At 69.6% G+C, this 25,131-nt stretch carries 19 protein-coding genes; 11 read left to right on the top strand and 8 right to left on the bottom strand.

Annotation, left to right across the window (positions count from 1 at the left end; translation table 11 throughout):
- Positions 1 to 90: 90 nt before the first annotated feature.
- The gene (locus tag NYZ98_RS17340) at positions 91 to 864 is read left to right on the top strand and encodes an arsenate reductase/protein-tyrosine-phosphatase family protein (RefSeq protein ID WP_262843828.1); all 774 of its coding nucleotides are present in this window, start codon (positions 91 to 93) and stop codon (positions 862 to 864) included.
- Positions 861 to 1,268, top strand: coding sequence for a VOC family protein (locus NYZ98_RS17345; RefSeq protein WP_262843829.1), 408 nt, complete (start codon positions 861 to 863; stop codon positions 1,266 to 1,268). Before NYZ98_RS17340 ends, NYZ98_RS17345 begins: the two co-directional genes overlap by 4 nt.
- 186 nt (positions 1,269 to 1,454) lie before the next feature.
- Here NYZ98_RS17345 and NYZ98_RS17350 read toward each other — a convergent pair whose 3' ends face one another.
- Positions 1,455 to 2,060 carry a chloramphenicol phosphotransferase CPT family protein gene (locus NYZ98_RS17350; RefSeq protein ID WP_262843830.1) on the bottom strand — a complete coding sequence of 202 codons (606 nt, stop codon included), beginning with the start codon at positions 2,058 to 2,060 and terminating at the stop codon, positions 1,455 to 1,457.
- Positions 2,061 to 2,598: 538 nt separating this feature from the next.
- The gene (locus NYZ98_RS17355) at positions 2,599 to 3,189 is read right to left on the bottom strand and encodes a TetR/AcrR family transcriptional regulator (protein ID WP_262843831.1); all 591 of its coding nucleotides are present in this window, start codon (positions 3,187 to 3,189) and stop codon (positions 2,599 to 2,601) included.
- A 142-nt stretch (positions 3,190 to 3,331) separates the two neighbouring features.
- Here NYZ98_RS17355 and NYZ98_RS17360 point away from each other — a divergent pair, with 142 nt between their 5' ends.
- The 4 genes from NYZ98_RS17360 to NYZ98_RS17375 all read left to right on the top strand — a co-directional run bounded on the left by NYZ98_RS17360 (position 3,332) and on the right by NYZ98_RS17375 (position 9,517).
- Positions 3,332 to 4,066 (top strand): SDR family NAD(P)-dependent oxidoreductase, encoded by a 735-nt coding sequence (locus NYZ98_RS17360; RefSeq protein ID WP_262843832.1) that lies wholly within the window; start codon positions 3,332 to 3,334, stop codon positions 4,064 to 4,066.
- Positions 4,067 to 4,096: 30 nt separating this feature from the next.
- Positions 4,097 to 4,720 carry an NADPH-dependent F420 reductase gene (locus NYZ98_RS17365; RefSeq protein WP_262843833.1) on the top strand — a complete coding sequence of 208 codons (624 nt, stop codon included), beginning with the start codon at positions 4,097 to 4,099 and terminating at the stop codon, positions 4,718 to 4,720.
- Positions 4,721 to 5,785: 1,065 nt separating this feature from the next.
- Positions 5,786 to 8,644: a TIR domain-containing protein gene (locus NYZ98_RS17370; protein ID WP_262843834.1), complete on the top strand. Its 2,859-nt coding sequence runs from the start codon at positions 5,786 to 5,788 to the stop codon at positions 8,642 to 8,644.
- Between the two features lie 390 nt (positions 8,645 to 9,034).
- Positions 9,035 to 9,517, top strand: coding sequence for a transposase (locus NYZ98_RS17375; protein ID WP_262843835.1), 483 nt, complete (start codon positions 9,035 to 9,037; stop codon positions 9,515 to 9,517).
- A 211-nt stretch (positions 9,518 to 9,728) separates the two neighbouring features.
- Here NYZ98_RS17375 and fxsT read toward each other — a convergent pair whose 3' ends face one another.
- Positions 9,729 to 12,275 carry an FxSxx-COOH system tetratricopeptide repeat protein gene (gene fxsT / locus NYZ98_RS17380; RefSeq protein WP_262843836.1) on the bottom strand — a complete coding sequence of 849 codons (2,547 nt, stop codon included), beginning with the start codon at positions 12,273 to 12,275 and terminating at the stop codon, positions 9,729 to 9,731.
- Between the two features lie 306 nt (positions 12,276 to 12,581).
- Here fxsT and fxsA point away from each other — a divergent pair, with 306 nt between their 5' ends.
- From fxsA to NYZ98_RS17395, 3 genes are all read left to right on the top strand, one after another.
- On the top strand, positions 12,582 to 12,785 hold the full coding sequence (fxsA, locus tag NYZ98_RS17385) for an FxSxx-COOH cyclophane-containing RiPP peptide (protein ID WP_262843837.1): 204 nt from the start codon (positions 12,582 to 12,584) through the stop codon (positions 12,783 to 12,785).
- 150 nt (positions 12,786 to 12,935) lie between these two features.
- The gene (locus NYZ98_RS17390; RefSeq protein ID WP_262843838.1) at positions 12,936 to 13,829 is read left to right on the top strand and encodes an SIR2 family NAD-dependent protein deacylase; all 894 of its coding nucleotides are present in this window, start codon (positions 12,936 to 12,938) and stop codon (positions 13,827 to 13,829) included.
- Complete coding sequence (locus tag NYZ98_RS17395) at positions 13,826 to 15,841, top strand: nSTAND1 domain-containing NTPase (protein ID WP_262843839.1); 2,016 nt, start codon at positions 13,826 to 13,828, stop codon at positions 15,839 to 15,841. Before NYZ98_RS17390 ends, NYZ98_RS17395 begins: the two co-directional genes overlap by 4 nt.
- Before the next feature lie 92 nt (positions 15,842 to 15,933).
- On the opposite strand, the gene NYZ98_RS17400 is transcribed toward NYZ98_RS17395, so the two are convergent.
- The 4 genes from NYZ98_RS17400 to NYZ98_RS17415 all read right to left on the bottom strand — a co-directional run bounded on the left by NYZ98_RS17400 (position 15,934) and on the right by NYZ98_RS17415 (position 20,991).
- Complete coding sequence (locus tag NYZ98_RS17400; protein WP_262843840.1) at positions 15,934 to 17,373, bottom strand: NAD(P)/FAD-dependent oxidoreductase; 1,440 nt, start codon at positions 17,371 to 17,373, stop codon at positions 15,934 to 15,936.
- Positions 17,374 to 17,479: 106 nt separating this feature from the next.
- Positions 17,480 to 18,520, bottom strand: a complete 1,041-nt coding sequence (locus NYZ98_RS17405) for a glucosyl-3-phosphoglycerate synthase (RefSeq protein WP_262843841.1) — start codon at positions 18,518 to 18,520, stop codon at positions 17,480 to 17,482.
- A gap of 351 nt (positions 18,521 to 18,871) precedes the next feature.
- Positions 18,872 to 20,236, bottom strand: coding sequence for an MGH1-like glycoside hydrolase domain-containing protein (locus NYZ98_RS17410; protein ID WP_262843842.1), 1,365 nt, complete (start codon positions 20,234 to 20,236; stop codon positions 18,872 to 18,874).
- Positions 20,233 to 20,991 carry a sugar phosphate isomerase/epimerase family protein gene (locus NYZ98_RS17415; protein WP_262843843.1) on the bottom strand — a complete coding sequence of 253 codons (759 nt, stop codon included), beginning with the start codon at positions 20,989 to 20,991 and terminating at the stop codon, positions 20,233 to 20,235. Before NYZ98_RS17415 ends, NYZ98_RS17410 begins: the two co-directional genes overlap by 4 nt.
- Before the next feature lie 490 nt (positions 20,992 to 21,481).
- Between NYZ98_RS17415 and NYZ98_RS17420 the strand changes: the two genes are divergently transcribed.
- Both NYZ98_RS17420 and NYZ98_RS17425 read left to right on the top strand, forming a co-directional pair.
- Positions 21,482 to 22,849 (top strand): PrsW family intramembrane metalloprotease, encoded by a 1,368-nt coding sequence (locus NYZ98_RS17420; RefSeq protein WP_262843844.1) that lies wholly within the window; start codon positions 21,482 to 21,484, stop codon positions 22,847 to 22,849.
- Positions 22,850 to 23,078: 229 nt separating this feature from the next.
- On the top strand, positions 23,079 to 24,104 hold the full coding sequence (locus NYZ98_RS17425; protein ID WP_262843845.1) for a lytic polysaccharide monooxygenase auxiliary activity family 9 protein: 1,026 nt from the start codon (positions 23,079 to 23,081) through the stop codon (positions 24,102 to 24,104).
- 313 nt (positions 24,105 to 24,417) lie between these two features.
- Here the strand turns inward: NYZ98_RS17425 and NYZ98_RS17430 are convergent, their stop codons facing one another.
- Complete coding sequence (locus NYZ98_RS17430; RefSeq protein ID WP_262843846.1) at positions 24,418 to 25,119, bottom strand: SanA/YdcF family protein; 702 nt, start codon at positions 25,117 to 25,119, stop codon at positions 24,418 to 24,420.
- Positions 25,120 to 25,131 lie beyond the last annotated feature (12 nt).

The raw sequence follows: 25,131 nt of genomic DNA on the forward strand, positions 1-25,131 counted from the left end.
CGTCAAGGGCCCAGCCGTCAGCCCGTGAGTAGGCCGGACAGGTCCACTGAAGCCAGATACATCAAATCCGTTTGATGTATTATGGTGGCCATGGCGACCCCGGCTCAACCCGCCCCGCCCTTCGCCCGGCTGGCCGGCCATCCGCTGCGGTGGCGGCTGCTGACCGAACTGGCCACCAGCGACCGTCGAGTCCGTGAGCTGGTGAACCTGGTGGACCACCCGCAGAACCTCATCTCCTACCACCTGCGGTTGCTACGCGACGGCGGCCTGGTCACCATGAGGCACAGCAGTGCTGACGCCCGCGACAGCTACTACCACCTGGACCTGGACCGCTGCGCCCACGCCCTGGCCGCCACCGGCCTCGCGCTGCACCCCGCACTCCGCCTCACGCAGGACCCGCCTCAGCCGCCCGAGCCGTCCGCGCGCCCGCCCGCTGTCTTGTTCACCTGCACCGGCAACAGCGCCCGCTCACCGATCGCCGAAGCCCTGCTGCGCCTGCGTGGCGGCGGCCACGTCGAGGTCACCAGCGCCGGCAGCCACCCCCGTCCGCACCTGCACCCCGATGCCGTCCGAGCCCTGCGCGACGGCCACGGCGTCGACCTGCGGGACCAACGGCCACGCCACCTTGACACCCTCACCGGCCGCCACTTCGACCACGTCATCAGCCTCTGCGACAAGGTCCGCGAACTCTGCCCCGACTTCGCCGACCACCGTGGCGGCCACGCCCGGCGCATCCACTGGAGCATCCCCGACCCTGCCGCCGCACAGACCGGCTACCCCGCCTTCGCCCGCACCCTCGCGGAAATCGACACCCGCGTGCGCCACCTGCTCCCCGCCCTCACATCACAAGAGGCCACGCCATGACCGCACCCGATCAGTTCGCCGCCGTCCGCTACCTCGTCGACGACGTGGCCGCGGCCGTCGACTTCTACACCACCCACCTCGGCTTCACCCTGCGCCTGGACGCCGCGCCCGCCTTCGCCGACGTGATACGTGGACCGCTGCGGCTGCTGCTGTCCGGCCCCGCCAGCTCCGGCGCCCGCGCCACACCCACCGACACCCCCGCCGGACGCAACCGCATCCACCTCATCGTCGACGACCTCGACACCGCGATCGAGCGGCTCCGCGACGCCGGCCAGTCCTTCACCAGCGACGTGGTCGCCGGCCCCGGCGGACGCCAGATCCTGCTCACCGACCCCGCCGGCAACCTCATCGAACTCTTCGAACCCGCCCACTCTCAAGCCGCCACCACACCGGCCCACGCCTGACCGACGCCCACTGCGGCCGAGCCCCCATCACATTGACGCAGGCCACGCTCCACGGTGCCTGCCTCGGCGAGGCTGATCCCGCTGCCTTCATGCGCCCCCCGTCCGGCCCCGGAAGGCTACTGGCGGGAATTGTTATTCCTTCTTGGCTTCCGTGGTTTGGCGGTGGGACTGGAACAGCCGACGTGGTCAGGCCGGCTTCCGCAGCGTCCGCCGGAGCGTCTCAAAGGCAGTGGGGCGTGGCAGGTCCGGCAGCGCATCGCGGATCTGGAGGGCGCATTCCCGCGGGCTGTGAACACTCGTGTCGACGTCGAGGTCATGCAGTTCGTAGGAGTGCACCTGGTGATACTGCAGGGCCGCCAGCCCGCGCTGCCGGTCGCCGCGTTCGACCTCGCGGCGTTCCAGTTCGGCCAGCGGGCAGCGCACCCCGACCAGAACGGTCTTTTCGGGTACGAGCACATCAAGGAGATCCAGCAGCCGCCAGCGCAGGCTGAGCGGATGGTCGACGACCAGGTTGTTCCCGGCCGCGGCCATGCCGGCGACAGCACGGTGGAAGCCCTTGATGGTGCGATCGATCTCGGCTTGGAGATCTTGGTCGGCTATTTCGCGTTTGGACCGCATCGCGTGAAAGTCATCCACCGGCATGTGGAACCAGGTCCCGTCCAGGAGGTTGAGAAGTTCCCTGGCGATGCTGGTCTTGCCAGAGCTGGACGTGCCGTTGAGCAGGATGATCGTGCCTTCGGCCGCGGTATCGGGGATATGCGCGTGAGCCGGATCCACCGTGTCAGGAGTCACGTCGATCGCAATGATGATGTCTTTCCGCCTCGCAGCTTTGCGGTCCGTGATCTACGGGACTGAAATAGACGCTCGTTCCGATCATCGCAGGTACGGCGAAGGCCGTCGCCAGCGATGCCACCGGCGGGTGTCTCCGGGCGCCAGAAGGCTGGTCACCTCGGCGATGGGATGGCTAGAGACAATGGTCCTCGCCTTCGGCTCGGGCGTTTTTTGGCCTGGCGGCTTGGCTTGGCTTGAGGGTGTTCGCCGGGTCGACCGCCGTACAGGGCGTTGCCGAGAGAGAACGCGGTCGGGGAACGGGCGGGTCGGTAGGCCCTCGGGTTGGAAACACTGCCCGAGCCGAAGGCGGGGACCTTTGGCAGGGGCGCTGGGACGTTGAGTCCTCTGGGGGTCGGTCCATGCCTGTGGTGGTGTTCAGGTCACGAGGGTCGGTCCGCGTTCGTGGGTGGGTGGTGATGGGTTGCGAGTTTTGGGTGGGCAGGACTCGGTTCCCACGACATTGTTCAACGGGTGGGCCAATTGAAGCCGGTGCCTTTCCTTACCCATATTCCCGGGAGAGCGCGTCAATGGCGTTGTCGATGAGGACGGCGGCGATGGCGGCGGCGGTGGGGAAGGCGTCGGCGTTGAGGACCCGGGTGCGGGCCGCGGCGCCGTCGATGAGCAGCGCGAGCTGCTCGCCGAGCTGTTCCGGGCAGGCGGCGCCGGCTTCGCGGGCGGTGTCGGCGAGCCTCGCGGCGACGGCTTTCTTGTAGTCGCGTGCGTACTGGGATGCCGGGTGCTGGGGGTCGTGGAGTTCGACGGCGGCGGCGATGTAGGGGCACAGGGGGGTGGTGGAGGGGATGTCGAAAGCGGCGAGGAGCCGTTCGCGGGGCGTGAGGTCGGTGCGGTCGAACACACCGGACAGAACGGAGGGGTCGAACCGTCGCAGGTACTCGGCGACGAGTTCGTCCTTGCCGGGGAAGTGCTGGTAGGCCGTGCGCTTGGACACCTCGGCCGCCGCGCAAAGCTGGTCCATTCCGGTGCGGTTGATGCCCTGCTCGCGGAACAGCCGCTGGGACGCGCTGAGGATGCGCTCGCGGGCGCCCCGGCCGCGGCGGCGCCCCTTGGGGCCCTTCTCCAACTCCGTCATGGACCCATGGTACCCAGATGGGTAACGACCGGTGTACATAGTTTGCGTCCCGGTCGCCCGCCCCGTACCGTAAGCACACAGGGCGGTGTACATAACACCGTCACCCCAGGTGTGCACGGCACCACCGACCCGAAGGAGCGACGTGGGAAAGCTTGACGGCAAGGTAGCGGTCATCACCGGCGGTACCACCGGCATGGCGCTGGCCGGCGCGAAGCTGTTCGTCGAGGAGGGAGCGCACGTCTTCATCACCGGCCGCCGCCAGGACGCCCTGGAGGAGGCCGTGAAGCAGATCGGCCGCAACGTCACCGGCGTCCAGGGTGACGCCGCCGACCTGGACGACCTGGACCGCCTGTACGACACCGTCAAGCGGGAGAAAGGCAGCCTCGACGTGCTGTGGGCCAGCGCCGGCGGCGGCGAGCCCGCCCCGCTCGGCGAGATCACCGAGGCCCAGTTCGACACCTGGTTCGGGCTCAACGCCCGTGGCACCCTGTTCACCGTCCAGAAGGCCCTCCCGCTCTTCAACGACGGGGGCTCCATCCTCATGACCGGCTCCAACGCCTCCCTCGGCGCCTTCCCCGGCTGGAGCGTCTACGCCGGCAGCAAGGCCGTCCAGCAGGCATGGGCCCGCATCTGGCTCAACGAGCTCAAGGACCGCCGCATCCGCGTCAACGTCCTGACCCCCGGCCAGGTCGCCTCCGCCAAGCAGGAAGAACTCTTCGACGAGGCCACCAAGCGCCAGTTCGAGTCCCTCATCCCCCGCGGCCAGATGGGCCGCCCCGACGAAATCGCCACCGCCGCTCTCTATCTCGCCTCCGACGACTCCAGCTACGTCAACGGCATGGAACTCGTCGCTGACGGCGGCACCACCGCCATCTGACCGAACAACACCACCAGGGCAGGACATCTCATGAGCGACATCAGCATCATCGGCACCGGGAACATGGCCCGCACCATCGGCGCGCGGGCAATAGCGGGCGGTAACACCGTCGAAGTCATGGGCCGCGATCAGTCCAAGGCCGCTGACCTGGCCAAGGCTCTCGGCGGCGGCGCCACGACGGGAGAATGGGGCACCACCCCGGCCGGGGACATCGTCATCGTGGCCCTGTTGCACGACGGTGTCGTGCCGGTCGTCACCCAGTACGGAGACGCCCTCGCCGGCAAGGTCATCGTCGACATCAGCAATCCCTTCAATTCCACGTTCGACGGGCTGGCCCACCGTGAGGAAACCTCGATCGCGCAGGAAGTCGCCAAGGCGGCCCCGGCCAGCGCCGGCGTGGTGAAGGCGTTCAACACCATCTTCCGTCATGTCCTGGAGAAGGGTCGGCCCGACGTCTTCATCGCCGGCGACGATGCGCAGGCCAAGGCAAGTGTGGAGGCGTTCATCGAGAGCCTCGGGCTGCGCCCGCTGGACGTCGGCGGCCTGAAAATGGCGCACTGGCTGGAAGGAGCGGGCGTGGTCACGGTGGGCCTCGCCAACCACGGGGTGGGGAACTTCGACTTCGCCCTCAGCATCACCGAACTTCCCGTCTGAGCGAACGGTTGACGGATCACCGAATTACTCGCCGTTCGTCGCCGCCGTGACAGTCGTTCAGGTGCGTGCCAACAGGTTTCCGTGAGCTCGCTTAATGATCGGAGCAGGTCACCTGGGGCAGAGTGGAGCGCCGTTCGGGGTGGGCGGTGTAGACGTACTTCATGGCGGTGGCGGCGGGGATACCGAGATCAACGCAGGAACAACCGAACGTGATCGCATCCGGTCCAGGCCCGATCCCGGCCGGCCACCACCGCAAGATCAATTCACTAGCCACCGAACATGAGGCCAGTGCTCGAGCCGCGATGAGATCCTCATCGCCCGTCTGCCGGATGGGCCCTGCGCGTTAGAACAAGGTGTCGCGCACACGCAGCGGCCGGTATCCAGTGGGTCCAAGCTGGGCCAGTTCACCTTCGATGTCGACCTCCATGAAACCCAAGAAGTTGATGTTCGCACTGTGCACTGGCCGTGCTCACCCTGGCCTTCCTGGTCGTCACACTGCCGCCCTCATCCAGCACGCCGACCTGGACGAAGTCCCCTCACGCAGCGACCTCACACCGACCAATCACAGCGATCAGCTGATAGCGATCTCAGCCAATGAGATCCGGCACCTGTCCACCTCGCTGACCCGGCCCGCCCTCAACGAACACACCACGTCCACCACGGGTCGCAAGGCGGCGACGCCATCAGACCCACGCTCGACAATCCCATTACCAGCGACAACACCTAAAAGATCAATAAGTGCGGCTGAAGTACTAGAACGCGCCAACACGTAAGGAGCAACCAAGCTACGCCCATGCGGTACACAGTCGGTGTCGTTTTTCCCCGGCTTCTCCGAATCGTATTCGTATCCGTCCCGGGTGAGGCCGGTTTGCATGGCGTTCGAGAACATCCGTGGCGGTAGCGACATCTGGCGTATTTTACTTGGCACCAGTAGGATATCAATCCTCGGGGATCTTGATATGCCGCTCCAATTGCATGCCGAAGCCAGCATGCCGCGAAACGTCGAGACGACCTTAGGCTACAGATGATCTCTTTCGCTCCCCTGATTTCGATCAAGAGAACATGATGTCCGAATCTAAGTTTCGCCATGAGGACGCCGGCGCGGAAACACGGGGAAGGGGAGCTTCTCGAGGTGGTCGTCGAAACGACGGATACGACGCATTCATATCGTACAGCCACGAGAAGGATAGCGTCTTGGCCAAGGCCCTTCAATCGGAGCTGCAGGCCTTTGCTCGCCCCTGGTACCGACCTCGCGCTCTGCGCATCTTCCGTGATGAGACAAGTCTGTCCGCCACGCCTGGCCTATGGCCAACGATCCAGCAGGCCCTCGAAGTGTCAGACTGGTTCGTGCTCATGGCCTCTCCAGTCTCGGCTGAATCGAAATGGGTAAAGGACGAGGTTGAGTGGTGGCTGCGACATCGTAGCCCGGACCGGATTCTGCTGGCGCTTACTGACGGCGAGATCTGCTGGTCCGGCGATGATTTCGACTGGTCGACCACCAACGCTATCCCGCCTCTATTGTCCGGCGTCTTCAGCCACGAGCCGTTCTGGATAGATCTTCGCAAGTTGCGCTCGATCGCGACGCTTGAGCAGGTGGACTCCAAGGAGCAACCGCGCCTTGGTGACATCGTCGCCGAGTTCGCTGCGCCTATCCGCGGGCAAGACAAAGATACGCTGGTCGGAGATCACATCCGGTATCAGCGAAAAACCCGTCGCCTGGTACAAGCCGTGATCACCGCTCTGACGGGCCTTCTCCTGGTCGCTGTCGTTGCCGCCGCCGCGGCAGTGGCCCAGGCGAACAATGCCAACGTCCAACGACAGGCCGCGCTACTTCAGCGTGACATCGCAACATCACGTCAACTGGCCGCCAATTCCGAACTCGAAAGTGGTAGGGATCCTCAACTTGCCGCACTACTCAGTTCTGCCGCGTTCGTCGTGCATGACACGCCAGAGGCTCGTACCAGCATGGTTCACCGGCTGGGAGATCAAGCAAGCCAGCGCGCGCATCCACAGAAATTCCTGAGCGCCCACGCGGGTGTGGTTAAGACTGTTGCATTCAGCGGCGATGGACGAGTATTGGCGGCCGGCGGCGACAAGATCGTATTGTGGGACGCGGTCGCTGGGACCCAACTAGCCACCCTGCCAGGAAGCGCCCGGAAGCTGGCATTCAGCCCGAAAGGCAACATGTTGGCTGTTTGCGACCAAACCAAGGTGACCCTATGGAGCATTCCGCAGCGGGCCCAGATCGCAAGTTTTCCTTGCGGGCCGTTGGGCTCGGCCATCGCCTACAGCCCAGACGGCAAACGACTAGCCGTTGGCGGCCAGGACATCACAACGATCGTCGTGTGGGACATCGCCAAGCACGTCAAACTAGCTACCCTCGCTATGCCCCCGTCTCCCGCTTCGCCGTCTGAGGGACTAGGTATTAGAGCCCTTGCCTTCAGCCCTGACGGCTCTCTCCTTATCGCGGACTCCAATTACCACGGGCCTGTTGTATGGGATGTCGATAAAGCCCAACTCGCCCTGAGTCTCAGCGCGTCGGAGCAATGCGGCGTCTTGAGCATCGCCCTCAGTCCGGATGGCGGAATCATTGGCGCGGGATGCTCTGCACACTCCGCAATGATCATGCTTTGGGACGCGCGGAAGGGTACCGAACTGGCCCGGATGCAGGCGGATGGGGACGTCGACGCTCTGCACTTCAGCCCAGACGGCAACACTCTTGCCTCCGCTGATTCCGCCAATCACGTCACGCTGTGGGACATAACCAAATTCACGCGAATCGACACTCTCAAGGCCCATACCGACGCGGTTACCGACGTCGCCTTCAGCCCCGATGGCCAGACGCTTGCATCCAGCAGTGACGACACCAACATCATCCGGTGGAAACTCGGAACTCGAAGTCCGCTATCCTCCACCAGCCTGCCTGACGCTGGTTCACCTGTAGCGTTCAACCTGTCAGGCAATCTGCTCTTGGCCGCCTTCGCCAAGAATCGCTCCAATGCCTCCGTCTGGGACGTCATCCGACGCGTCCAGGTGGCCAAGCTGCCGAGCGAAGATTCCCCGTTGGGCTTCACCGCCGACGGCCGTGTTCTCGTCGTGCACAAAGGGAACTTCACCGTATGGGATTTGGCGCATGGCGGGCGCACGGCGCTGGGCGTCCCCCCTGCCGCCGTCAGCGTTGGGGGTGGCCCGTATGGAGCGCGACCGGTAGCTCTGAGCAGGGATGGCCGGGAGATGGCCACGGTCATCGGCGACGGCACCAAACTGGTGGTGTGGGACCTTGGTCGCGACATTCAAATGGCGACGCTACCCGCGCCGGAGGGGATAAGCAGCATCGCATTCGGTTCAGATTCGAAAACGCTGTCCGCAGGTGAAAGCGGCGGACCGATCGTAGTGTGGGATGTCCCACATGCCAAGAAGCTCGCAGAGTTCCCGGTCGACACCCTCGGCGGTTCCATCGTAACTGTCACGTCAAGCCCGGATGGTCATACACTCGCATCGCTGCAACCTGCAGGTCAGCCCCAGACACCCTCAGGATGTTTCGGGTGCGAGGTCATATTGTGGAGTCTTGATCGACGGGCCCGGATCGCCACATTAGCTGGCCACACCTTCCAGCCTGGCGACGTCGCCTTCAGTCCAGACAGTCAAACCGTTGTGTCAGCCGCTGCGGGTGAAATCATCCTGTGGTCGGTGGCCCAGCGTGCCCCTATGGCCAAGCTTATCTTGGCAAGCGGACCACTCGTCTACAGCCCCAATGGACGCATACTAGCATCGACTAGCCGAAACAATGCAATCACACTTTGGGACACCGACCCAGCGTCGTGGCGGCGAACCCTCTGCACGATCGCGGATCGTGACCTAACGCCTGCTGAGTGGAATGCTTACCTTCCCGAAAGGCCTTATCGACACGTTTGTGCAAATTGATAAACGCGCAACTGATCTTAAATTCGGGCGTGTCCAGTAAACGGCTCTGTCTCTCTTTTGACTCCAACTCACTTTCGTTGGTCACCGAGCGTGGGCCAGGGGTGAGTCAATTTAACGGCTGATCTTGGTTGTCGAGTGGTCAGCTGTTGCTCGGGGTAAGACGGCCCTCGAAGGCGATCTGGAACGCGTTCAGGGGCGCCTTCCAGCGCATAGTCCACCTTTTGCGGCCCTTCCTCGTCGGGTCCAGGCCCATCAGCGCCATGTAGATGCACTTGATGGTGGCCTCGTTCGGGAACTGCCCGCAGGCGCAGACGGCCTTGCGGATGAGGTCACCTCCGAGAGGTGGACATGCCTGAGAATGGATCTCGTTGATCCAGGAAGGTCGTTCACGTGGCAAGGCCCTCGAAGTACAGTCCGGAGTTCAAGATCGATGCCGTGGCGTTGTGGCGCGCTTCTGGCGGGAAGCGGACGGTGAGGGATGTCGCCGCTGATCTGAACGTCAATACCGAGACGTTGCGGTCGTGGATCTACGCGGCCGAACGCGCCGCGGTGGTCGCGGTACGTCGATGCACATCTGGCGGCCGCCGACCCAGTCGTCGGCCAGGGCGCCTGTGGTGGTGTTCAGGTCACGAGGGTCGGTCCGTGCTCGTGGGTGGGTGGTGGTGGGTTGCGAGTTCTGGGTGGGAAGGACTCGGTTCCCACGACACTGTTCAACGGGTGGGCCAATTGAAGCCGGTGCCTTTTCTTACCCCTGTTCCGGGGAGAGCGCGTCATCGATGGCTCGGAGAGGACTCGGTGGAGGGCACCGGTCAGTCGCCGTATAGGGCGCCGGTTTCGCCGTACCGCACCCCGCCGTTTCGGCGCCTGATCTAGCGCGTCAAGGTGGCGGGCGGAAGGAATGGAGGGCGGAAGGAAGGGGCGGGCGGTCATGGTGGTGCCCCCACGTCGAGAGCGACGACGTACGGGTTCATGCGCCTGCACCTGCCGAACGGTAGGCCCTTGGAATTTGGGAAACACTGCCCGAGCCGGAGGCGAGGACCTTTGGGATGGGTCGGGGCCGAAAGGTCGGGAGTGTCGGCGGGGGTTAGATGGGGGGTGGGTCGAAGTCGCAGTCGAGGCGGCGGCGGTCGATCAGGCTGGCCTTGGCGTCGGGGTGTTCGATGCCGATGGTCCGCAGGTAGGCGACGCGGGTCTCCTCGGTGAGTCTGCCCGCCTCCTCGTCGGCTCCCAGGACCCGCAGGTCGAGGACGAGGTTGGCCATGCAGGTGATGGTCAGCGGGTAGTCGGCGCCGAGCAGGGGGCGCAGCCTCAGCAGCGAGTCCTCCCCGAGGGCCCGGGCCTCGTCGTGCGCGCCGAGCGCCGCCAGGTCGCTGGCGAGGTTGATCGCGCAGGACAGGGAGTAGTGGTGGTCGCGGCCCAGCCGGGCCTCCAGGGCCGCGAGCGCGGCCTCGTTGGTGGCCTTGGCGGTGCCGGGGTCGCCCATCAGGCGCTGGAGCACCGCCAGGTTGCTGGCGCAGCCGTGGGTGTAGGGGTGGTCGTCGCCGTAGATCTCGCGGTAGCGGCCGACCGCGTCCTTGGCGATGTCGTGCGCGGTGTCCAGGTCGCCGGTCTGGCGGAGCACGTTGGACAGGTTGCTGGCGGCGGCCACGGTGTCGGGGTGGGTGTCGCCCATGAGGCGCTGCAGGCGGGAGTACACGCTCCTGGCCTGTTCCTGCGACTCCTCGAAGGCCCCGGCCCTGCGCAGCGCGATGGACAGGTCCTTGGCGGTGCGCAGCGTCCAGGGGTGGTCGGGACCGAGTTCCTGCACCCCGTACGCCAGGGCGTCCTCGCCGACGTCGCGCGCCTCGGCGAAGTCGCCGCACAGGCGCACCGCGCGGGCCAGGCCGTTCCAGGAGCCGAGCACGTCCGCCTGGCTGACGCCCTCGGTCGCGTCGCTCTGCTGCTGGAAGGTGAGCTGGTGCAGTTCCCTGGCTTCGGTGTACTCGCTGTTCAGGCCGTAGTCGAGCGCCAGGTTGTTCATGATCTGCAGGGTGGCGGGCGCGAGGGCGCCGAACGCCTCCTCGTGGCGCCGGCGCAGGTCCTCGTCCAGCTCCCTGGCGGCGCGGAAGTCGCCCGCCGCGCGCAGGTCGGCCGCGAACCCGCTGCTCAGCACCAGGGTCTCCGGGTCGTCGGCCCCCAGCACCTCGGTCATCGTCGTCAGCGTCGAGCTGTCCAGGGCGTAGGCGGCGCGGTATTCGCCGACCTCGCGGACGATGCTGCCGAGATAGCGCCGGGCGATCAGCACGTCGGGGGAGCTCGGCCCGGACTCCTTGGTCCAGGTCGCGAGGAAGCCCTCGGCGAACGACTTGGCCGACTCGTAGTTGCCCGAGCGGTACAGGTAGTGGACCAGGTCGCGGGCGGTCTTGCGGACCGCGGGGTTGGTGCAGTCGGCCATCAGCGACGGCCGGATGTGCGCGATCAGGTCGTTGAACCGCGCCCACTTGGCGGGGTCGTCGGGGTCGATCGGCGCCGCGCCGGCCAGCAGGAGGTGGACCTCGTGCCGGTAGCGGCTCTGCTCCTCATCGTCGAGCTCCTCGCGCAGCAGCGCCTGCACCAGGCGGTGGACCTGGATGGTGCGGCTGCCGGAGTCGATGTGGGCCAGGGCGAACCGGCCGAGCTCCCTGATCGCCCTGCTGACCAGGATGGGGTTGGACAGGATGCCGCCGAGCCGGGCGTCGGTGGCCTGGCCGGCCGCGCGCCGGAAGACGTCGCGCGGGATCGGCTCGGGGCCGAAGAAGGCGCAGCAGCGCAGGACGGTGACCGCCTCGGGCAGCCGGGCGCGGAGCTGGGACACCGAAAGGCCCCAGGCCGCCGTCATCGACAGCGGGTACTCCGAGGGCTTGCTCTCGGCGAGCAGCAGGCGGGTCTGCTCGGCGAGCAGCCGCAGGTACTCCTCGACGGAGATGCCGGTCTCGGCCTGCAGGGCGCCGGCCTGTTCCAGGGCCAGGGGCAGGTCGCCGAGCTGCTCGGCGAGCCGGTCGGCCTCGCCGGCGTCGATGGACCTGGAGACCCGCTTGCCGAGGAACTCGGTGCTCTCGTTGCGGCTGAAGACGTCGACGGCGACCGTGCGCACGACGCCCTGCCAGCGGTGGTTGCGCGAGGTGACCAGGACGTGGCCCGGGCCGTGCGGGATGACGTCGCTGATGTCCTCGGGCTGGTCGGCGTTGTCGAAGATCAGCAGCCAGCGGGAGTACGGCTCGCCCCGGCGCAGCGCGTCCAGGACCGCCGCCGCGGCGTCCTCGATGCCGGTGCCGACCGCGACCGGCAGGCCGAGGTAGGGCGCGAGGCCGGCCAGCGAGGACTTCACCAGGACGGGCTGGTCGGCGGGGATCCACCAGACGACGTCGTAGTCGGAGCGGTAACGGTAGGCGTACTCCACGGCGACCTGCGTCTTGCCGACGCCGCCGAAGCCGTGCAGCGCGTGCGGGACGACGGCGGTGACGTCGGAGGAGCTGCCGGTGGAGATGTCGGCGCGCAGCCGCGTGAGCAGCTCCTCGCGGCCGGTGAAGTTGACGTTGCGGAAGGGGACCTTGCCCCAGACCTCGGGTGCCTCAGAGGCGCGGCCCGGCTTCCGCGCCGAATCCACCGTCACGTCGCCGCCTCCACGTTCTCGTGCTCGTTCCAGCTCGCTATTCACGCATCCTAAAGGCTTTTTCGCCGGAGCAGGCAACGCGACTCCCCTTGCCTGTCCCGGTGGCCCGCCACCGTCGTACGTGATGAGCATCGCATGGTATTACGGATGGCCGGAAACTGGCGATTGATACTGCGAATGCGCGATGAGATCATGAGATCACGGCCGGACGCTCCGGCCCACAGGTTCCAGGTAGTCGTATCCAGGGAATTGTGAGTAGTAATAGCTGTTTAGGCTGTATGTCGTGTTTGATGGGCAAGGAGCCTCATGAGTGGCGAACCGACCGAATCCGATGGCCTCCTGGACGTGAGCGGCCTGTCGCTCGCCGACCTCGACGACGCCGACCAGTCGGCCCTCGCGAGGGCCCTGCGCCGCCTGGTCGAGGTCGGCGAGGGGGATCTGGAGCCGTTCGCCGGATTCAGTCAGAGCATCGACCGCGGCACCGAGCCGAGCGATCGTCACCCGAAGTAGGTGGTCATGGCGCATCCCTGGACGAGGTCACCGCCGCCCTCGCCGGACACGGCCCGCACCTGCGCGCGGAACGGGCTTGACCGCCACAATAGAGTCGTGCGACGTCATGGTCCGTCACGGGCCGATCGGTCGTGCGAGGTGGTGCCATCGGTGGACGAGTCCGACTGGAGAAGGCTGACCCGGCAGCTGGAGACGGGGGAGTGCACGCCGTTCCTCGGCGCCGGCGCCTGCCACGGCACGCTTCCCACCGGGGGCGAGCTCAGCCGCGCCTGGGCCGCCAAGTACGACTATCCGTTCATCGACGGCGACAACCTCGCCCGGGTGATGCAGTACGCGGCGGCCGACATCAAGGACGCCGTGACCCTGAAGCGGGAGGTCTGCGACCACCTGCTCGCCGCCGGGCGCCCGGACTTCACCCGGGACGGCGAAATACATTCGTTCCTCGCCCGATTTCCCATACCCGTTTTTCTCACCACTAATTACGACGACTTTCTCGTCGAGGGTTTACGCGCCCGGAACAAGACCCCCCATCCGGCCATCTGTCCCTGGCACGACGGGCTGCCCTATGACAGGAAACTCTTCGAGCGTGGCGCGGGGCTGCGTCCCGAGGTGGCGCGGCCGGTGGTCTATCATCTTCACGGGAGCGTGGAGCGTCCGGACTCACTCGTCCTGACCGAGGACGACTACCTCGAATTCCTGGTGCACATGACGGCGGCGCGCACGCGCAACAACCGGCAGATCATGCCGCCCGCCATTCTCGACGCACTGGCGAATCGACCGCTTTTGTTCATAGGCTATAGCCTTCAGGACTGGACGTTTCGGGTGTTATTCCATGGACTCATCAGTCGATACCCGGCCATTCGCCGCCGACGCCATGTCAGCGTCCAGTTACCGCCTCCGGGCGACCACATGAAGACCGGCGCCACCGAGCGCGCCAAGATGTATCTCGGCCGGTACTTCGACGGCTGGGACATCTCCATCTTCTGGGGCTCCGCGCAGGAGTTCTGCGGCGAGCTCGGCCGGCGGATGGGCACGGCGCCGTGATCTCCTCCGCGCTCGCGCCCAGCGACGCCGGCCCCGAGCCGTACGTCGGGCTGCGCTCCTACACCGGGGACGACCGGGAACGTTTCTTCGGCCGGGTACGCGACGCTTACGAGATCTCCGTGCTGTGGCAGGCGAACCGGCTCACCGTCCTGTACGGCCCCTCGGGGGTCGGCAAGACCTCCGTCCTGCAGGCCGGCGTCCTCCCGCTGCTGGACCCCGCCCGCGTGGAGGCGCTGCCGGTGGGGCGCCTGTCCCACGGGTCGGCCTTCCCGCTGGCCGCGCTGCCCGAGCGCAACCCGTTCACCTTCGCCCTGTTGTCGTCCTGGGCCCCCGAGGTCGCGCCGACACGGCTGTCGGGGCTGACGGTCGGCGAGTTCCTGCGGCGGCGCGGCGGCCGGGTGGACCGGTACGGGGACCCGATGCCCCGCCTGGTGGCCATCGACCAGGCCGAGGAGCTCTTCTTCGACTTCCCGAGCCGCCAGGGCCACCGCGAGCCGTTCATCAGGGAACTGGTGAACGCCCTGGACGAGGACCCCGAGCTGCGGCTGCTGATCTCGATACGCGAGGACTTCCTCGCCGGGATCCTGCCCCACGAGCGCGACCTCGGCCGGGACGCCGCCGCCATGGTGGGGCTCACCTCGTTCGACCAGGAGACGGCGCTCGAGGCCATCCGCGGCCCGCTCGCCGGCACCGGCCGCTCGTTCGCCACCGGGGCCGCCGAGAAGCTGGTCGAGGACCTGCGCACCATCACGCTGCGCGGCGCGGGCGAGACGAGCACGGTGGTCGTGGACGCCGTCGAGCCGGTCCAGCTCCAGGTGGTCTGCTCCACGCTGTGGAAGTCCCTGCCCGAGGACATGGCGGTCATCACCCGCGAGTACGTCGAGCGGCACGCCGACGTGGACCGGTCGCTGGCCGGGTTCTACGACCAGGCGATCACCGAGGTCGCCGCCGACCACGACGTCCCCGCCGGGGACCTGCGCGCGTGGGTGCGCGCCACGTTCGTGACCGAGCTCGGCACGCGCGGCACCGCCTACCAGGGGCAGACGCGGACGGCGGGCATGTCCAACGACGTGGTCCGCGCCCTGGTCGACCGGCACGTGCTGAAGACCGAGATGCGCTCGGGGTCGCGCTGGTGCGAGCTGCAGCACGACCGGCTGATCCCGCCCGTCACGCGGACCGAAGGCCCCGCCGGGGCCGGTCCCGCGCCCGCCGAGGCCGCGCCCCTCACGGCCACCGCCTACCTGCGCGGCGCCGAGCAGGCGCTCGCCGACGGACGGTTCGCCCTGGCCGAGCGGCTGGCGGACAAGGCCAAGAGGGCGTGCGGCGACGACGAGCCCCGGGTGCGCGCCGAGATCGAGTCGTTCCTCGGCAACATCGCCCACGAGCTCGGCCAGTGGGACACCGCCGAGCGCCACTACCGCCTGGCCGCCCGCCTGTACGAGATGCTGCGCGACCCGGCGGCCGTGGGCCGCCTGCTGGCCGCCGTGGGCCGGCTCCTGCTGCACCAGGGGCACGGCGCGGAGGCGATCGGCGAGCTGCGCGCCGCCGTTCAGCGGGTGCCAGGCGACCTGACCGTGCAGACCGAGCTGGCCCGCGCGGTGTGGGCCGAGGGCAGCCCGGGGGCGGCGCTGTCCATCCTCAGCGGGGTGCTGGCCGTCGACGGGAGCGACCCCGGGGCGGTCATGGCGCGCGGCCAGATCCTGGCCGACCTCGGCGACGCGACCGGCGCGCTGCGTGATCTGGACCAGGTGCGCCGGCACGCCGATCCGGCGGCGCTCGCCGCCCGCGCGCTCGCGCTCGCGGCCCTGGGGCGGCCGGAGGAGGCCGCCGCCGAGGCTGGGGCGGTCCTCGCGGGGGCCGGGGAGCACGGCCCCGCCCTCCACTTCGCCGCCCGCGCCCTGTGGCTGCTGGACGACCGGGCCGCCGCCGAGGCGGCCGTCCGCCGCGCGGGCGCCGCCACCCGGCCGCCGCTCACCCCCTACCAGCGCGAGATCCTCGCCCTCCTGCGCTGACCGCCGCGGACGGCCTCACCCAGCCGTACGAGGGTCAGGCGGCGCGGAGGTGAGATCGCCGAGCGGGCCGGTCTCAGGAGCCGGGAAGGCGGTCAGCGGCCGGAGATGAGGTTGGCGAGGCGGGCGTAGGCGGAGGTGCGGGCCGACCGCGCCCCCTCGTGGCGGTCGGCGGCGCGGAACAGCGTGTAGATCGCCTGCACGCCGAGCCAGCGCAGCGGCTCAGGCTCCCATTGGCGCACCCGCCGTCCCACCCACGGCAGCGCGGTCAGCTCGGTCTCCCGCCGCAGTACCAGGTCGCGGAGCGTGCGCCCGGCCAGGTTGGTGGTGGTGACGCCGCTGCCGACGTACCCTCCCGCCCAGCCGAGCCCGGTCGTGTGGTCCAGGTGGACGGTGGAGCACCAGTCGCGGGGCACGCCGAGCACCCCGCACCACGAGTGCTGGATCCTCGCCCCGGCGGTGGCGGGGAACAGCGTGACCATGATCTGCCGCAGCGCGGCGACGGTCCTCGGCTGGGTGGCGCCGCGCTCGTCGGTGCGCGAGCCGAACCGGTACGGCACCCCGCGCCCGCCGATCGCGATGCGGTCGTCGGCGGTCCGCTGGACGTAGCAGTACGCGTGCGCCTCGTCGCCGAGCAGTTCCCGCTCCCGCCAGCCGATCTCGTCCCACACCTGGGCGGGCAGCGGCTCGGTGACGATCATCGAGCTGTTCATCGGCAGCCACTGCCGGTGCTGTCCCTTGATGCTCGCGGTGAAGCCCTCGGTGGCCCGGATGACGTATTCGGCGGAGACGGTGCCCCGGTCGGTGACGGCCGCCGCCCCGCCCTTGCCGCCGGCCTCGCGGGGACGGATCTCGGTGACCGTGGTGCCCTCGAAGACGTCGACGCCGAGCGCGGCCACGGCGCGGGCCAGGCCGACCGCCAGCTTGGCCGGCTGGATGCGGGCGCAGTGCGGGCTGTAGGTGGCCGAGATCGCCCCGGCGACGCGGATGCGGTCCTCGCGCTCCGACCTGCTGAGAAGCCGCATGTCGTGTTCGGCGAAGCCCCACGTCCGCAGGTCCTCGAGCTCGGCGCGCAGCCGGCGGTCCTGCGCGGGGTTGGTCGCGACGTGGACCAGGCCGCCCTTGCGCACGTCGGCGTCGACGCCCTCGGCGCGGGCGACCTCGATCACCTCGTCCACGGCGGAGAACATGGCGTGCTGGAGGTCGATCATCGCCTGGCGCCCGCGAGCGGCGGCGTGCCGCTCCCGCGACCCGGCGAACTCGGCCGACAGCCAGCCGCCGTTGCGCCCCGAGGCGCCGAACCCGGCGAACTCCCGCTCCAGGATCGCGATCCGCAGGCCGGGGTCGGCCTTCTTCAGGTAGTACGCGGTCCACAGGCCGGTGTACCCGCCGCCCACGATCGCCACGTCGTACTCGCGCGGCCCCGGAAGGGCGGCGCGGCGGTCGGGCTCGCCGATCTGCCGGTACCAGAACGACACCCCGCCGTTGGCGAAGTCGCCGGTCAACGGGGTGCCGTTCAGTCCATCGCCGCTCATCTGTTCTCCTCCGCCGGCCGGGTGTGCCACGTGGCCCCAAAAACCGACAGGTAGCACCATACCCGGCGGAGGAGCGGCGGGTACGGCCCTCAGAGCGGTACGGCCCTCAGGCGACGTCCTCCCGCATCGCGTCGGCGGAGTTCACCGCGTCGGCGGAGGTCATCGGGGACGCGACGCCCGGCGACGAGGGGACCGAACGCAGCGAGACGACCGGGTCGGCCGAGGAGAGCGGGCCCCCCGCGCGGGGGGTCACCGAGGCGAGGGGCGGGCGCTCGGCCACCCCGACGTCGCTGAGCGTGGCGTTGCCGTCGGCGTCGAACTGGAGCAGCCCGGTCGCGGGCGGCTCCGAGGCGACGATCCGGCCCTGCCGTTCGAGCCGCGACCAGGCGGTCAGCATGATCTGCCCGGCCATCCGGCCGAGCGCCGCCGTCGACTGGTGGCTGTGCTCGCGGCAGCCGAGGTCCACCTGGGCCATGGCGCCGAGCCCGACGCGTTCCAGCAGGTCGACCAGGAGGCCGAACTCCACCCCGTACTCGGTGACGAAGGGCACCTGCTCCAGCACCGAGCGCCGGGCGGCGTACTCCCCGCCGAGCGGCTGCACGAAGCCGGCGAGCTCGGGCCAGTACAGGTTGAGCAGCGGCCGGGCCACCAGCTCGGTGACCCTGCCACCCGCCCCGCGCTGGACGACGCCGTCGGGGCCGGTCAGCGGGCGCTCGTAGGCGCCCTTCACGAAGTGGACGTCGGGCCGGGTGAGCAGCGGGCCGAGCAGCCCGGAGATGAAGTGCGCCCCGAAGTTGCGCAGGTCGGAGTCGGCGAACACCACGATGTCGCCGGTCGAGGCCGCCAGGCCCTTCCACAGCGCCTCGCCCTTGCCCGACAGCGCCGGCAGGCCGGGCAGCACGTCGTCCTGGTGGACCACCCGCGCCCCCGCCTCGGCGGCGCGGGCGGCGGTCGCGTCGGTGGACCGGGAGTCGACGACCAGGATCTCGTCCACGAGCGGGACGGCCTCGGCGAGCTCCTCGCGGATGACCGAGACGATGTGACCGACCGTCGCCTCCTCGTCACGCGCGGGCAGTACGACGCTCACCGTGGTGGTGCCCTTGGCCCGCACGAGCGCGTCGAGTGGCCAGTCGGCGGCGGTGCTCATGCGAGGACCGAACCCGCCCCCCACGAGGGAACGCGCCTGTGGTGATCGACCGGATTTCTCATTCATGCAGCCAGCCCCGATTCTCGTGTAATGACGGCCGCCGAACTGCCCCGGTAAGAGCGGGCCGAACATCATGGTTGGCGAGCCATACAAGAGGCATATGCGGCCTCGTGCCCTCACTGACCCGTATCGGCATTATGGGCGCGGGAAATGTCACCGCAGGCCAGCAGATGTGCTGTTGTGTTTCCGCGATGTAACAATTACCTCGATCACCGGCCCGGATTTCGTCAGGGCCGGGTCGCTCGCCTCACAGTACGGGGCGCGGGCCCGTGACCGGCACCGGGCCCGTCGCTAGGCGAGCACGTGGGCACCGTCGTGCGCCTCGGCCAGGCGCCCCGGCCACTCGGCGATGTGGCCGCCGGGCGCGGTCACGCCCGCCAGGCGGTGGCGCGCGAGGACGTCCAGGACCAGCGCGGCCGACCAGCTGAAGTCCGCGCACCCGTGGCCCTCCAGGGTGACCGGGTCGAAGTACTCCCGCATGCCGGCGTGCCCGACGGCCCGCACCATGCCCCGGGCCAGCAGGTCGGCCAGGTCGGGACGGCGGTGCCGCAGGCCCTGCCAGACCAGCCAGGTCAGGTTGATCCAGCTCGGCCCGCGCCAGTAGCGTGCCGGGTCGAACTCGGGGGCGCCGGGCATGAAGCTCGGCAGGGTGCCCCCCTCGATCCCGAAGCGTTCGACGGCCGTGCCGACCAGGGCGTTCGCGATCTCGCGCGGCAGGTCGGGCAGGATCAGCGGGGTCAGGCCCGCCGCGCTGCCGGACCGGATCAGGCGGCCGGTGAGCGTGTCGCGGGCGTGGAACAGGCCGTCGGCGTACAGGTGCTCGACCATCGCCGCCGTCACCCTGGCCGCCTCGCGGTGGTGCGGAGCGGGATCGAGCCCGCAGGCGGCCGCGATCCGCGCCAGCGCGGCCTCCGCCGAGCCGTAGGCGGTGACGAACAGCGGGTCGGCGACGGCGAACGCCCCGTTGGCGCGGTAGCCGGAGTCCCGGTAGGCGCGGGCCAGCGTCGTGTAGCGCTCGTAGTCGCTGTCGGTCGGCCGCTCGTCGGCGCTGACGTGCGTCAGGTCGCGCCGCTCCACCACGACCGGGTCGGGGACCACCGCGGCCAGCGGGCGGTCCCAGGCCGGGCTGTTGTCCATGCCCGACTCCCATGGGTGCACGATCGACACCAGCCCCTCGGGCGAGCGCCGCGCGGCGCGCAGGAACTCCTGCTGCGCGACCAGGCGCGGGTAGATCCTGCGCAGGAAGGCCGGGTCGGGGTCGGCCATGTGCACCCGCCAGGCGGCCAGCGCGTGCACGGGCGGCTGCACGATGCCCGAGGTGGCGGCCCCGCAGGGGGCGCGCACGTCCCAGAAGGCGGGACCGGGGAAGTAGGAGGTGTCCGGGACGTCCGGGTTGAACACGATGTGCGGCACGCGGCCGTCCCGCCACTGCGCGCCGAACAGCGCCAGCAGCTCCGAGCGGGCCCGGCGCGGCGCCCAGCGGGCGTTGCCGATCGTGATGAAGGCGGAGTCCCAGCTCCACTGGTGCGGGTAGAGCCGCCGGGACGGGACGGTGTGGCAGCCCTCCCAGTTGGCCACCAGGACGCGCACCGCGTCCCGCGTGATCGCCCGGGCCTCCTCGGGGCCGACCGGCGGCAGGGGGTCGCGCGCGCTCACAGGAACTTCCTCACGAAGGCCGAGGTCCGCGGCAGGACGGCCTCGGGGTCGCCGCGCAGGTCGCAGTCCAGGGCGAGGTGGCCCTCGTAGCCGATGGCGGAGAGGGTGCCGAGCTGCGCGGCCCAGTCGAGGTGCCCGGTGCCCGGCTGGTGGTGGTTGGACTCGCCGATCCGCATGTGGGCGAGGCAGGGCGCGGCCTCCGCCAGCGATCGGCAGGGGTCGTCCTCCTCGATGTTCATGTGGAAGGTGTTCCCCGCGACCCTGACCGAGTCCATGGAGCACAGGTCCACCGCCTGCGCCAGGGTGTTGACCAGGTGGTCCTCGTAGCGGTTCAGCGGCTCCAGCATGATCAGCACGCCGTGGCGCGCCGCGTGCTCGCCGAGGGTGCCGAGGGCGCGGGCCAGCGCCTCCCTGTCGTGCCCGGGAGGGCGAGGTGGCCGGCTCCGGGAGACCGGCGTCGTGACGCCGAGGCCGCCCAGCTCGCCGATCACCTCCAGCTGTGAGCAGAGCTGCCGCACCGCCTCCTCGCGCCCGCCAGGGTCGGGGTCGCCGACGAGGTGCGGCAGGTCCGCGGCCACCACGGGCATGACGACGCCGTCCGCGAGCGCCCGCCGCAGCTCCGCCCGCCGCCCGGCGAACCGCAGGTCCCCCTCGCCGCGCAGCTCGACGGCGTCGAACCCGGCCTCGACCGCGAAGCCGAACCTCTCCTGGAGCGTGCGCCCCGGCAGGAGCCGTTCCTGTACGGCGAGCCTCACCGCGTCTCCCCCTTCGTGAACTCGAAGACGAGCTGAAGCACCTCGGCGGGACGCCGGTCGGGCAGTTCGCGAACGCCTCGGCCGCATTCTCCACGTTCGCCACCCGGCTGACCAGTGCGGCGGTCCCCGCCGTACGCCTCCGGGGTGGGGTTCACCACGGCCGCGTCCAGGGTGGGGAGGCCACGCGTGACCCTCCGGCGTGACGGCGGACGAGGACCTCAGACGTCGTTCCCAGCAATGGTCGACACTAAAACAGGCCGAAGTCGAGAATCGCTGGGGAGGCGGCGCGGGAGACAGGGGGGTGCGCGCCGGAGGCGGCCGGGTGGTTTGGGCCCCCTCGCGGAGGTGTGGGAGGGTCGTTCCGGGGGAACGTCTGACTGGCCGGGTGGGCGGTCGGTGCGGGGTGGTGCGGTGATCTCAGAACGCGGGCCGTACGGGTGCGGTGGGGGCGGCGCGGACACGTCGTGCCCGGTCGATTACGCTCGCGAACATGACGAACCTTGATCCCCGCTGGGTGCTCAAGGAGCGCCCCTCCGTCGGGCTGATCATCGGGCTCGTCGTCGCCGGGATCTGCGCTCTGGTGTCGTTCTCCTTCGACATCTTCAACGGCGATCCCGTCCAGTTCTTCATCGCGCTGACCCTCGCGCTGGCCCCCGTGCCGCTGCTGCTCGCCGGGGTGCTGGCCCTGGACCGCATGGAACCCGAGCCGCGCAAGGACCTGGCCTTCGCGTTCATGTGGGGCGCCGGGGTCGCCGTGCTGGTCGCGGGCGTGCTGAACAGCCTGAACCTGAGATATGTCACCATCGCCACCCAGGACCCGGCCGGGGCGCGCAACCTGGTGGCGACGTTCGTGGCGCCCGTGGTCGAGGAGACCATGAAGGGGCTGGTGCTCCTCGGGCTGCTGCGCTGGCGCCGCCACGAGCTGGACGGCCTGACCGACGGCATCATCTACGCCAGCATGGTCGGCCTCGGCTTCGCCATGAGCGAGAACGTCAGCTACTACATCATGGCGCAGGACCAGCACGGCGTGCAGGGCCTCGCCGTGACGGTCGTGCTGCGCGGGATCCTGTCGCCGTTCGCCCACCCGCTGTTCACCTCCATGATCGGCGTCGCGGTGGCGTACGCCGCGCAGGGCCGGGGCCCGGTGCGCGGCGGCGTGGTCTTCCTCGGCTGGATCGGCGCGATCATCCTGCACGGCGTGTGGAACGGCTTCACCTCCTACGGCGGGTTCCAGGGCCTGGCGCTGGCCTACCTGCTGCTGATGATCCTTTTCTTCGTAGAGCTCGGCGTGATCGTCAAGGACCGCCAGCGCATCGTGGGCCTGATCCAGCGCTACCTGCCCCCCTACGGCGGGCTCGGGCTGGTCACCGACGTCGACGTCTTCATGCTGTCCTCGCTGCAGGGGCGGCGGCAGGCCCGCCAGTGGGCCAAGGCCTACGGCGGCCCGCCCGGCCTGCACGCGATACGCGACTACCAGCTCGCCGCCACCGAGCTCGGGCTGCTGCACGAACGGGCGGTGCGCGGCGTCATCGACAGGGACACCTTCGAGACCCAGCGCGAGGCCCTGCTGGCCTGCATGAGCGCGGCCAAAGCGGCGTTCCCCGTCCCCGAGCGCCACCAGGCCACCATCGCCAAGGGCATGGCCCCGCCCGGGTACGCCCCCGGGCACGACACCCGGCACTCCTCCTCGCCCTACCCGCCCCGCGACGAGGTCCCGCGCGATCCCTACCCGCCGGACGGCCCCTGGCCCTCGCACCCGCCGCAGCCCCCGCCCTCGGGCGAGTGGGGCCGGTACACCCCGCCGCCCGGCGGCACCCCGCACGGCCCGCCCCCCGGCGAGCCGGGCCCCGAGCGCTAGCGCCGGACCGGCCCTTGCCGGTGGGCGGGGGCCGTGTTTCAATCGCGGTACGCGGATGTCGGTGGCCGTTTTCCGAGGACCTTTCCGGACGGCCGACCAGGAGGCCTGCGAGCGCGCCCCGGCGCGCCGCGCCGTCCCGCGACGCCGATCTCCGGCAAGGACGCGGCGCCCTCACGATCGCACCGACCGCCGTCCCCTGACGGCGTCCGCGACCTGAAGAGGAAGCACTGTGAGAACCACGGCAAAAGTGGCGATCATCACCGCGCTCGCGGTCATCGCCGCTGGGCTGACGACGCTCGCGTTGCAACACGCGGCCCTCGCCCACGGAGCCCTGCAGGCGCCCGCCAGCAGGACCTACGCCTGTTACACCGACGGCCTCACCTCGTCGGGGGAGATCAGGCCGACCAACCCCGCGTGCGCGCAGGCCGTCGCGGCCGGCGGCACCCAGCCGCTCTACGACTGGTACGGGGTGCTGCGCTCGGACGGCGCCGGCCGTACGCGCGGGTTCATCCCGGACGGCAAGCTGTGCAGCGGCGGCTTCGCGAAGTACGCGGCCTACGACGCCGCCAGGGCCGACTGGCCGGCGAGCGTGCTCCAGGCGGGGGCCGCGTTCAACTTCGTCTACGGGGCCTGGGTCCCGCATCCCGGAGGGTTCAAGCTGTACGTCACCAAGGACGGCTACAACCCGACCAAGCCGCTGACCTGGGACGACATGGAGGAGCAGCCCTTCTTGACCGCCGACCCCGAGCCCGCGGTCAGCAACGGCGCCTACCGGTTCTCAGGGACGCTGCCCAACAAGTCGGGCCGGCACGTCATCTACTCGGTGTGGTACCGCTCCGACAGCCAGGAGACCTTCTACGGCTGCTCCGACGTGATCTTCAGTGGCACCGGGACGCCTCCTCCGTCCACGCCGACGCCCACGCCGACCGTGACCCCCACGATCCCCCCGCCCACCTTCTGCACGGCGGAGGTGACGCTGTCGAATTCGTGGTCGGGCGGGTTCCAGGCCTCGGCGACCATCAAGAACACCGGTGACGCGCCCATCAACAACTGGTACATCCAGTGGACGATGCCGACCGGCGTCACGATCACCCAGGCGTGGAACGGCACCTCCATGCAGAGCGGCACCACCGGAATGATCCACGCCGCCGCGTGGAACGCCCAGCTCGCGCCGGGCGCGACCGCGACCGCGGGATTCCTCGGCAGCATGACCGGCGCCACGGCGCCCACCTTCACGGGGGTGGGCTGCGGCTAGCGGCCCGGCGGCGGGACCGGGCGCGCGAACGGCCCGGACGCCGGCCGGGGAGCGGAGGCACTTCCGCTCCCCGGCCCGCGCGTCCGGGCCGGTGATACGCGGTGTCGTGGCGGGGTCTCCGAGAGGCGTCACCTCCACCTCGCTGGACGGGACGTGATTGGGAGCGCTCCCATGCGCGGAACGGACCTTATCCCGCCGCGCGCGTGATCCGAAGCGGGCGCCCGCCGCGCCCCCGGCCGCCGGGGCGAAGGCGCAGTTCCCGGGGCCGGGCCGGTGTGCGGCGGCTGAAACTTTCGCGCCGCCGCCGGCCGGCTCACGGCCCGGGGGTGAGGAACCGGTCCAGCGAGGTCTCCCGTGGCCCGGGGAACACCGGCGGGGACCTGAGCACGACGGAGTCCAGGAGCGCCTTGGCCGTCGCGCCGAACTCCCGGACCGCGTACGCGTAGGTCTCCGTGGGCCACCGGCCGGAGGAGTCGTCGCCGACCCCGAAGGCGTCGATGCCGGCCGCGCGGCACAGCGCGACGGCGCGGGGCAGGTGGAAGTCCTGCGTGACGACGGTGAGGCGCCGGACCCCGAAGACGTCACGGGCGCGCACGCAGGAGTCCCAGGTGTCGAACCCGGCGTAGTCGAGCACCAGCCGGTCCGGCGGCAGCCCCCGGGCGAGCAGGTAGTCGCGCATGACCGACGGCTCGTCGTACCCCGCGCGGCCGTTGTCGCCGGACAGCAGGAGCGCCCGCACCCTGCCGTCCCGGTAGAGCCGGGCGGCGATGTCCAGGCGGGTGGCCAGCATCGGGGTGGGGACGCCGTTGATCAGCCCCGCCCCCAGCACCAGGCCCACCGGGGCCGAGGGGACCTCCCGCGTCCACCCGGGCCCGGTGCCCGCCGTGAGCCGGTGGCCGGCCGCCGACAGCCAGGCCCAGGTCATCGGCGCCAGGGCCAGCACGCTGAGCGCGACGGCCCCGAGGTACGCGCGCCGCAGCCCGGTCCTGGAGGCGCGCAGCCGAGACCACGACATGCGGAGCCGGGC

Source organism: Sphaerisporangium corydalis (assembly GCF_025506355.1).
Lineage (GTDB): Bacteria > Actinomycetota > Actinomycetes > Streptosporangiales > Streptosporangiaceae > Sphaerisporangium > Sphaerisporangium corydalis.

What these genes read in the sequence shown, in the direction of transcription:
- NYZ98_RS17340 (WP_262843828.1), top strand. Translation starts at nt 91, where the DNA reads ATGGCGACCCCGGCTCAACCCGCCCCGCCCTTCGCCCGGCTGGCCGGC.
- NYZ98_RS17345 (WP_262843829.1), top strand. Translation starts at nt 861, where the DNA reads ATGACCGCACCCGATCAGTTCGCCGCCGTCCGCTACCTCGTCGACGAC.
- NYZ98_RS17355 (WP_262843831.1), bottom strand. Translation starts at nt 3,189, where the DNA reads ATGACGGAGTTGGAGAAGGGCCCCAAGGGGCGCCGCCGCGGCCGGGGC.
- NYZ98_RS17365 (WP_262843833.1), top strand. Translation starts at nt 4,097, where the DNA reads ATGAGCGACATCAGCATCATCGGCACCGGGAACATGGCCCGCACCATC.
- NYZ98_RS17370 (WP_262843834.1), top strand. Translation starts at nt 5,786, where the DNA reads ATGTCCGAATCTAAGTTTCGCCATGAGGACGCCGGCGCGGAAACACGG.
- fxsA (WP_262843837.1), top strand. Translation starts at nt 12,582, where the DNA reads ATGAGTGGCGAACCGACCGAATCCGATGGCCTCCTGGACGTGAGCGGC.
- NYZ98_RS17400 (WP_262843840.1), bottom strand. Translation starts at nt 17,373, where the DNA reads ATGAGCGGCGATGGACTGAACGGCACCCCGTTGACCGGCGACTTCGCC.
- NYZ98_RS17405 (WP_262843841.1), bottom strand. Translation starts at nt 18,520, where the DNA reads ATGAGCACCGCCGCCGACTGGCCACTCGACGCGCTCGTGCGGGCCAAG.
- NYZ98_RS17420 (WP_262843844.1), top strand. Translation starts at nt 21,482, where the DNA reads ATGACGAACCTTGATCCCCGCTGGGTGCTCAAGGAGCGCCCCTCCGTC.
- NYZ98_RS17430 (WP_262843846.1), bottom strand. Translation starts at nt 25,119, where the DNA reads ATGTCGTGGTCTCGGCTGCGCGCCTCCAGGACCGGGCTGCGGCGCGCG.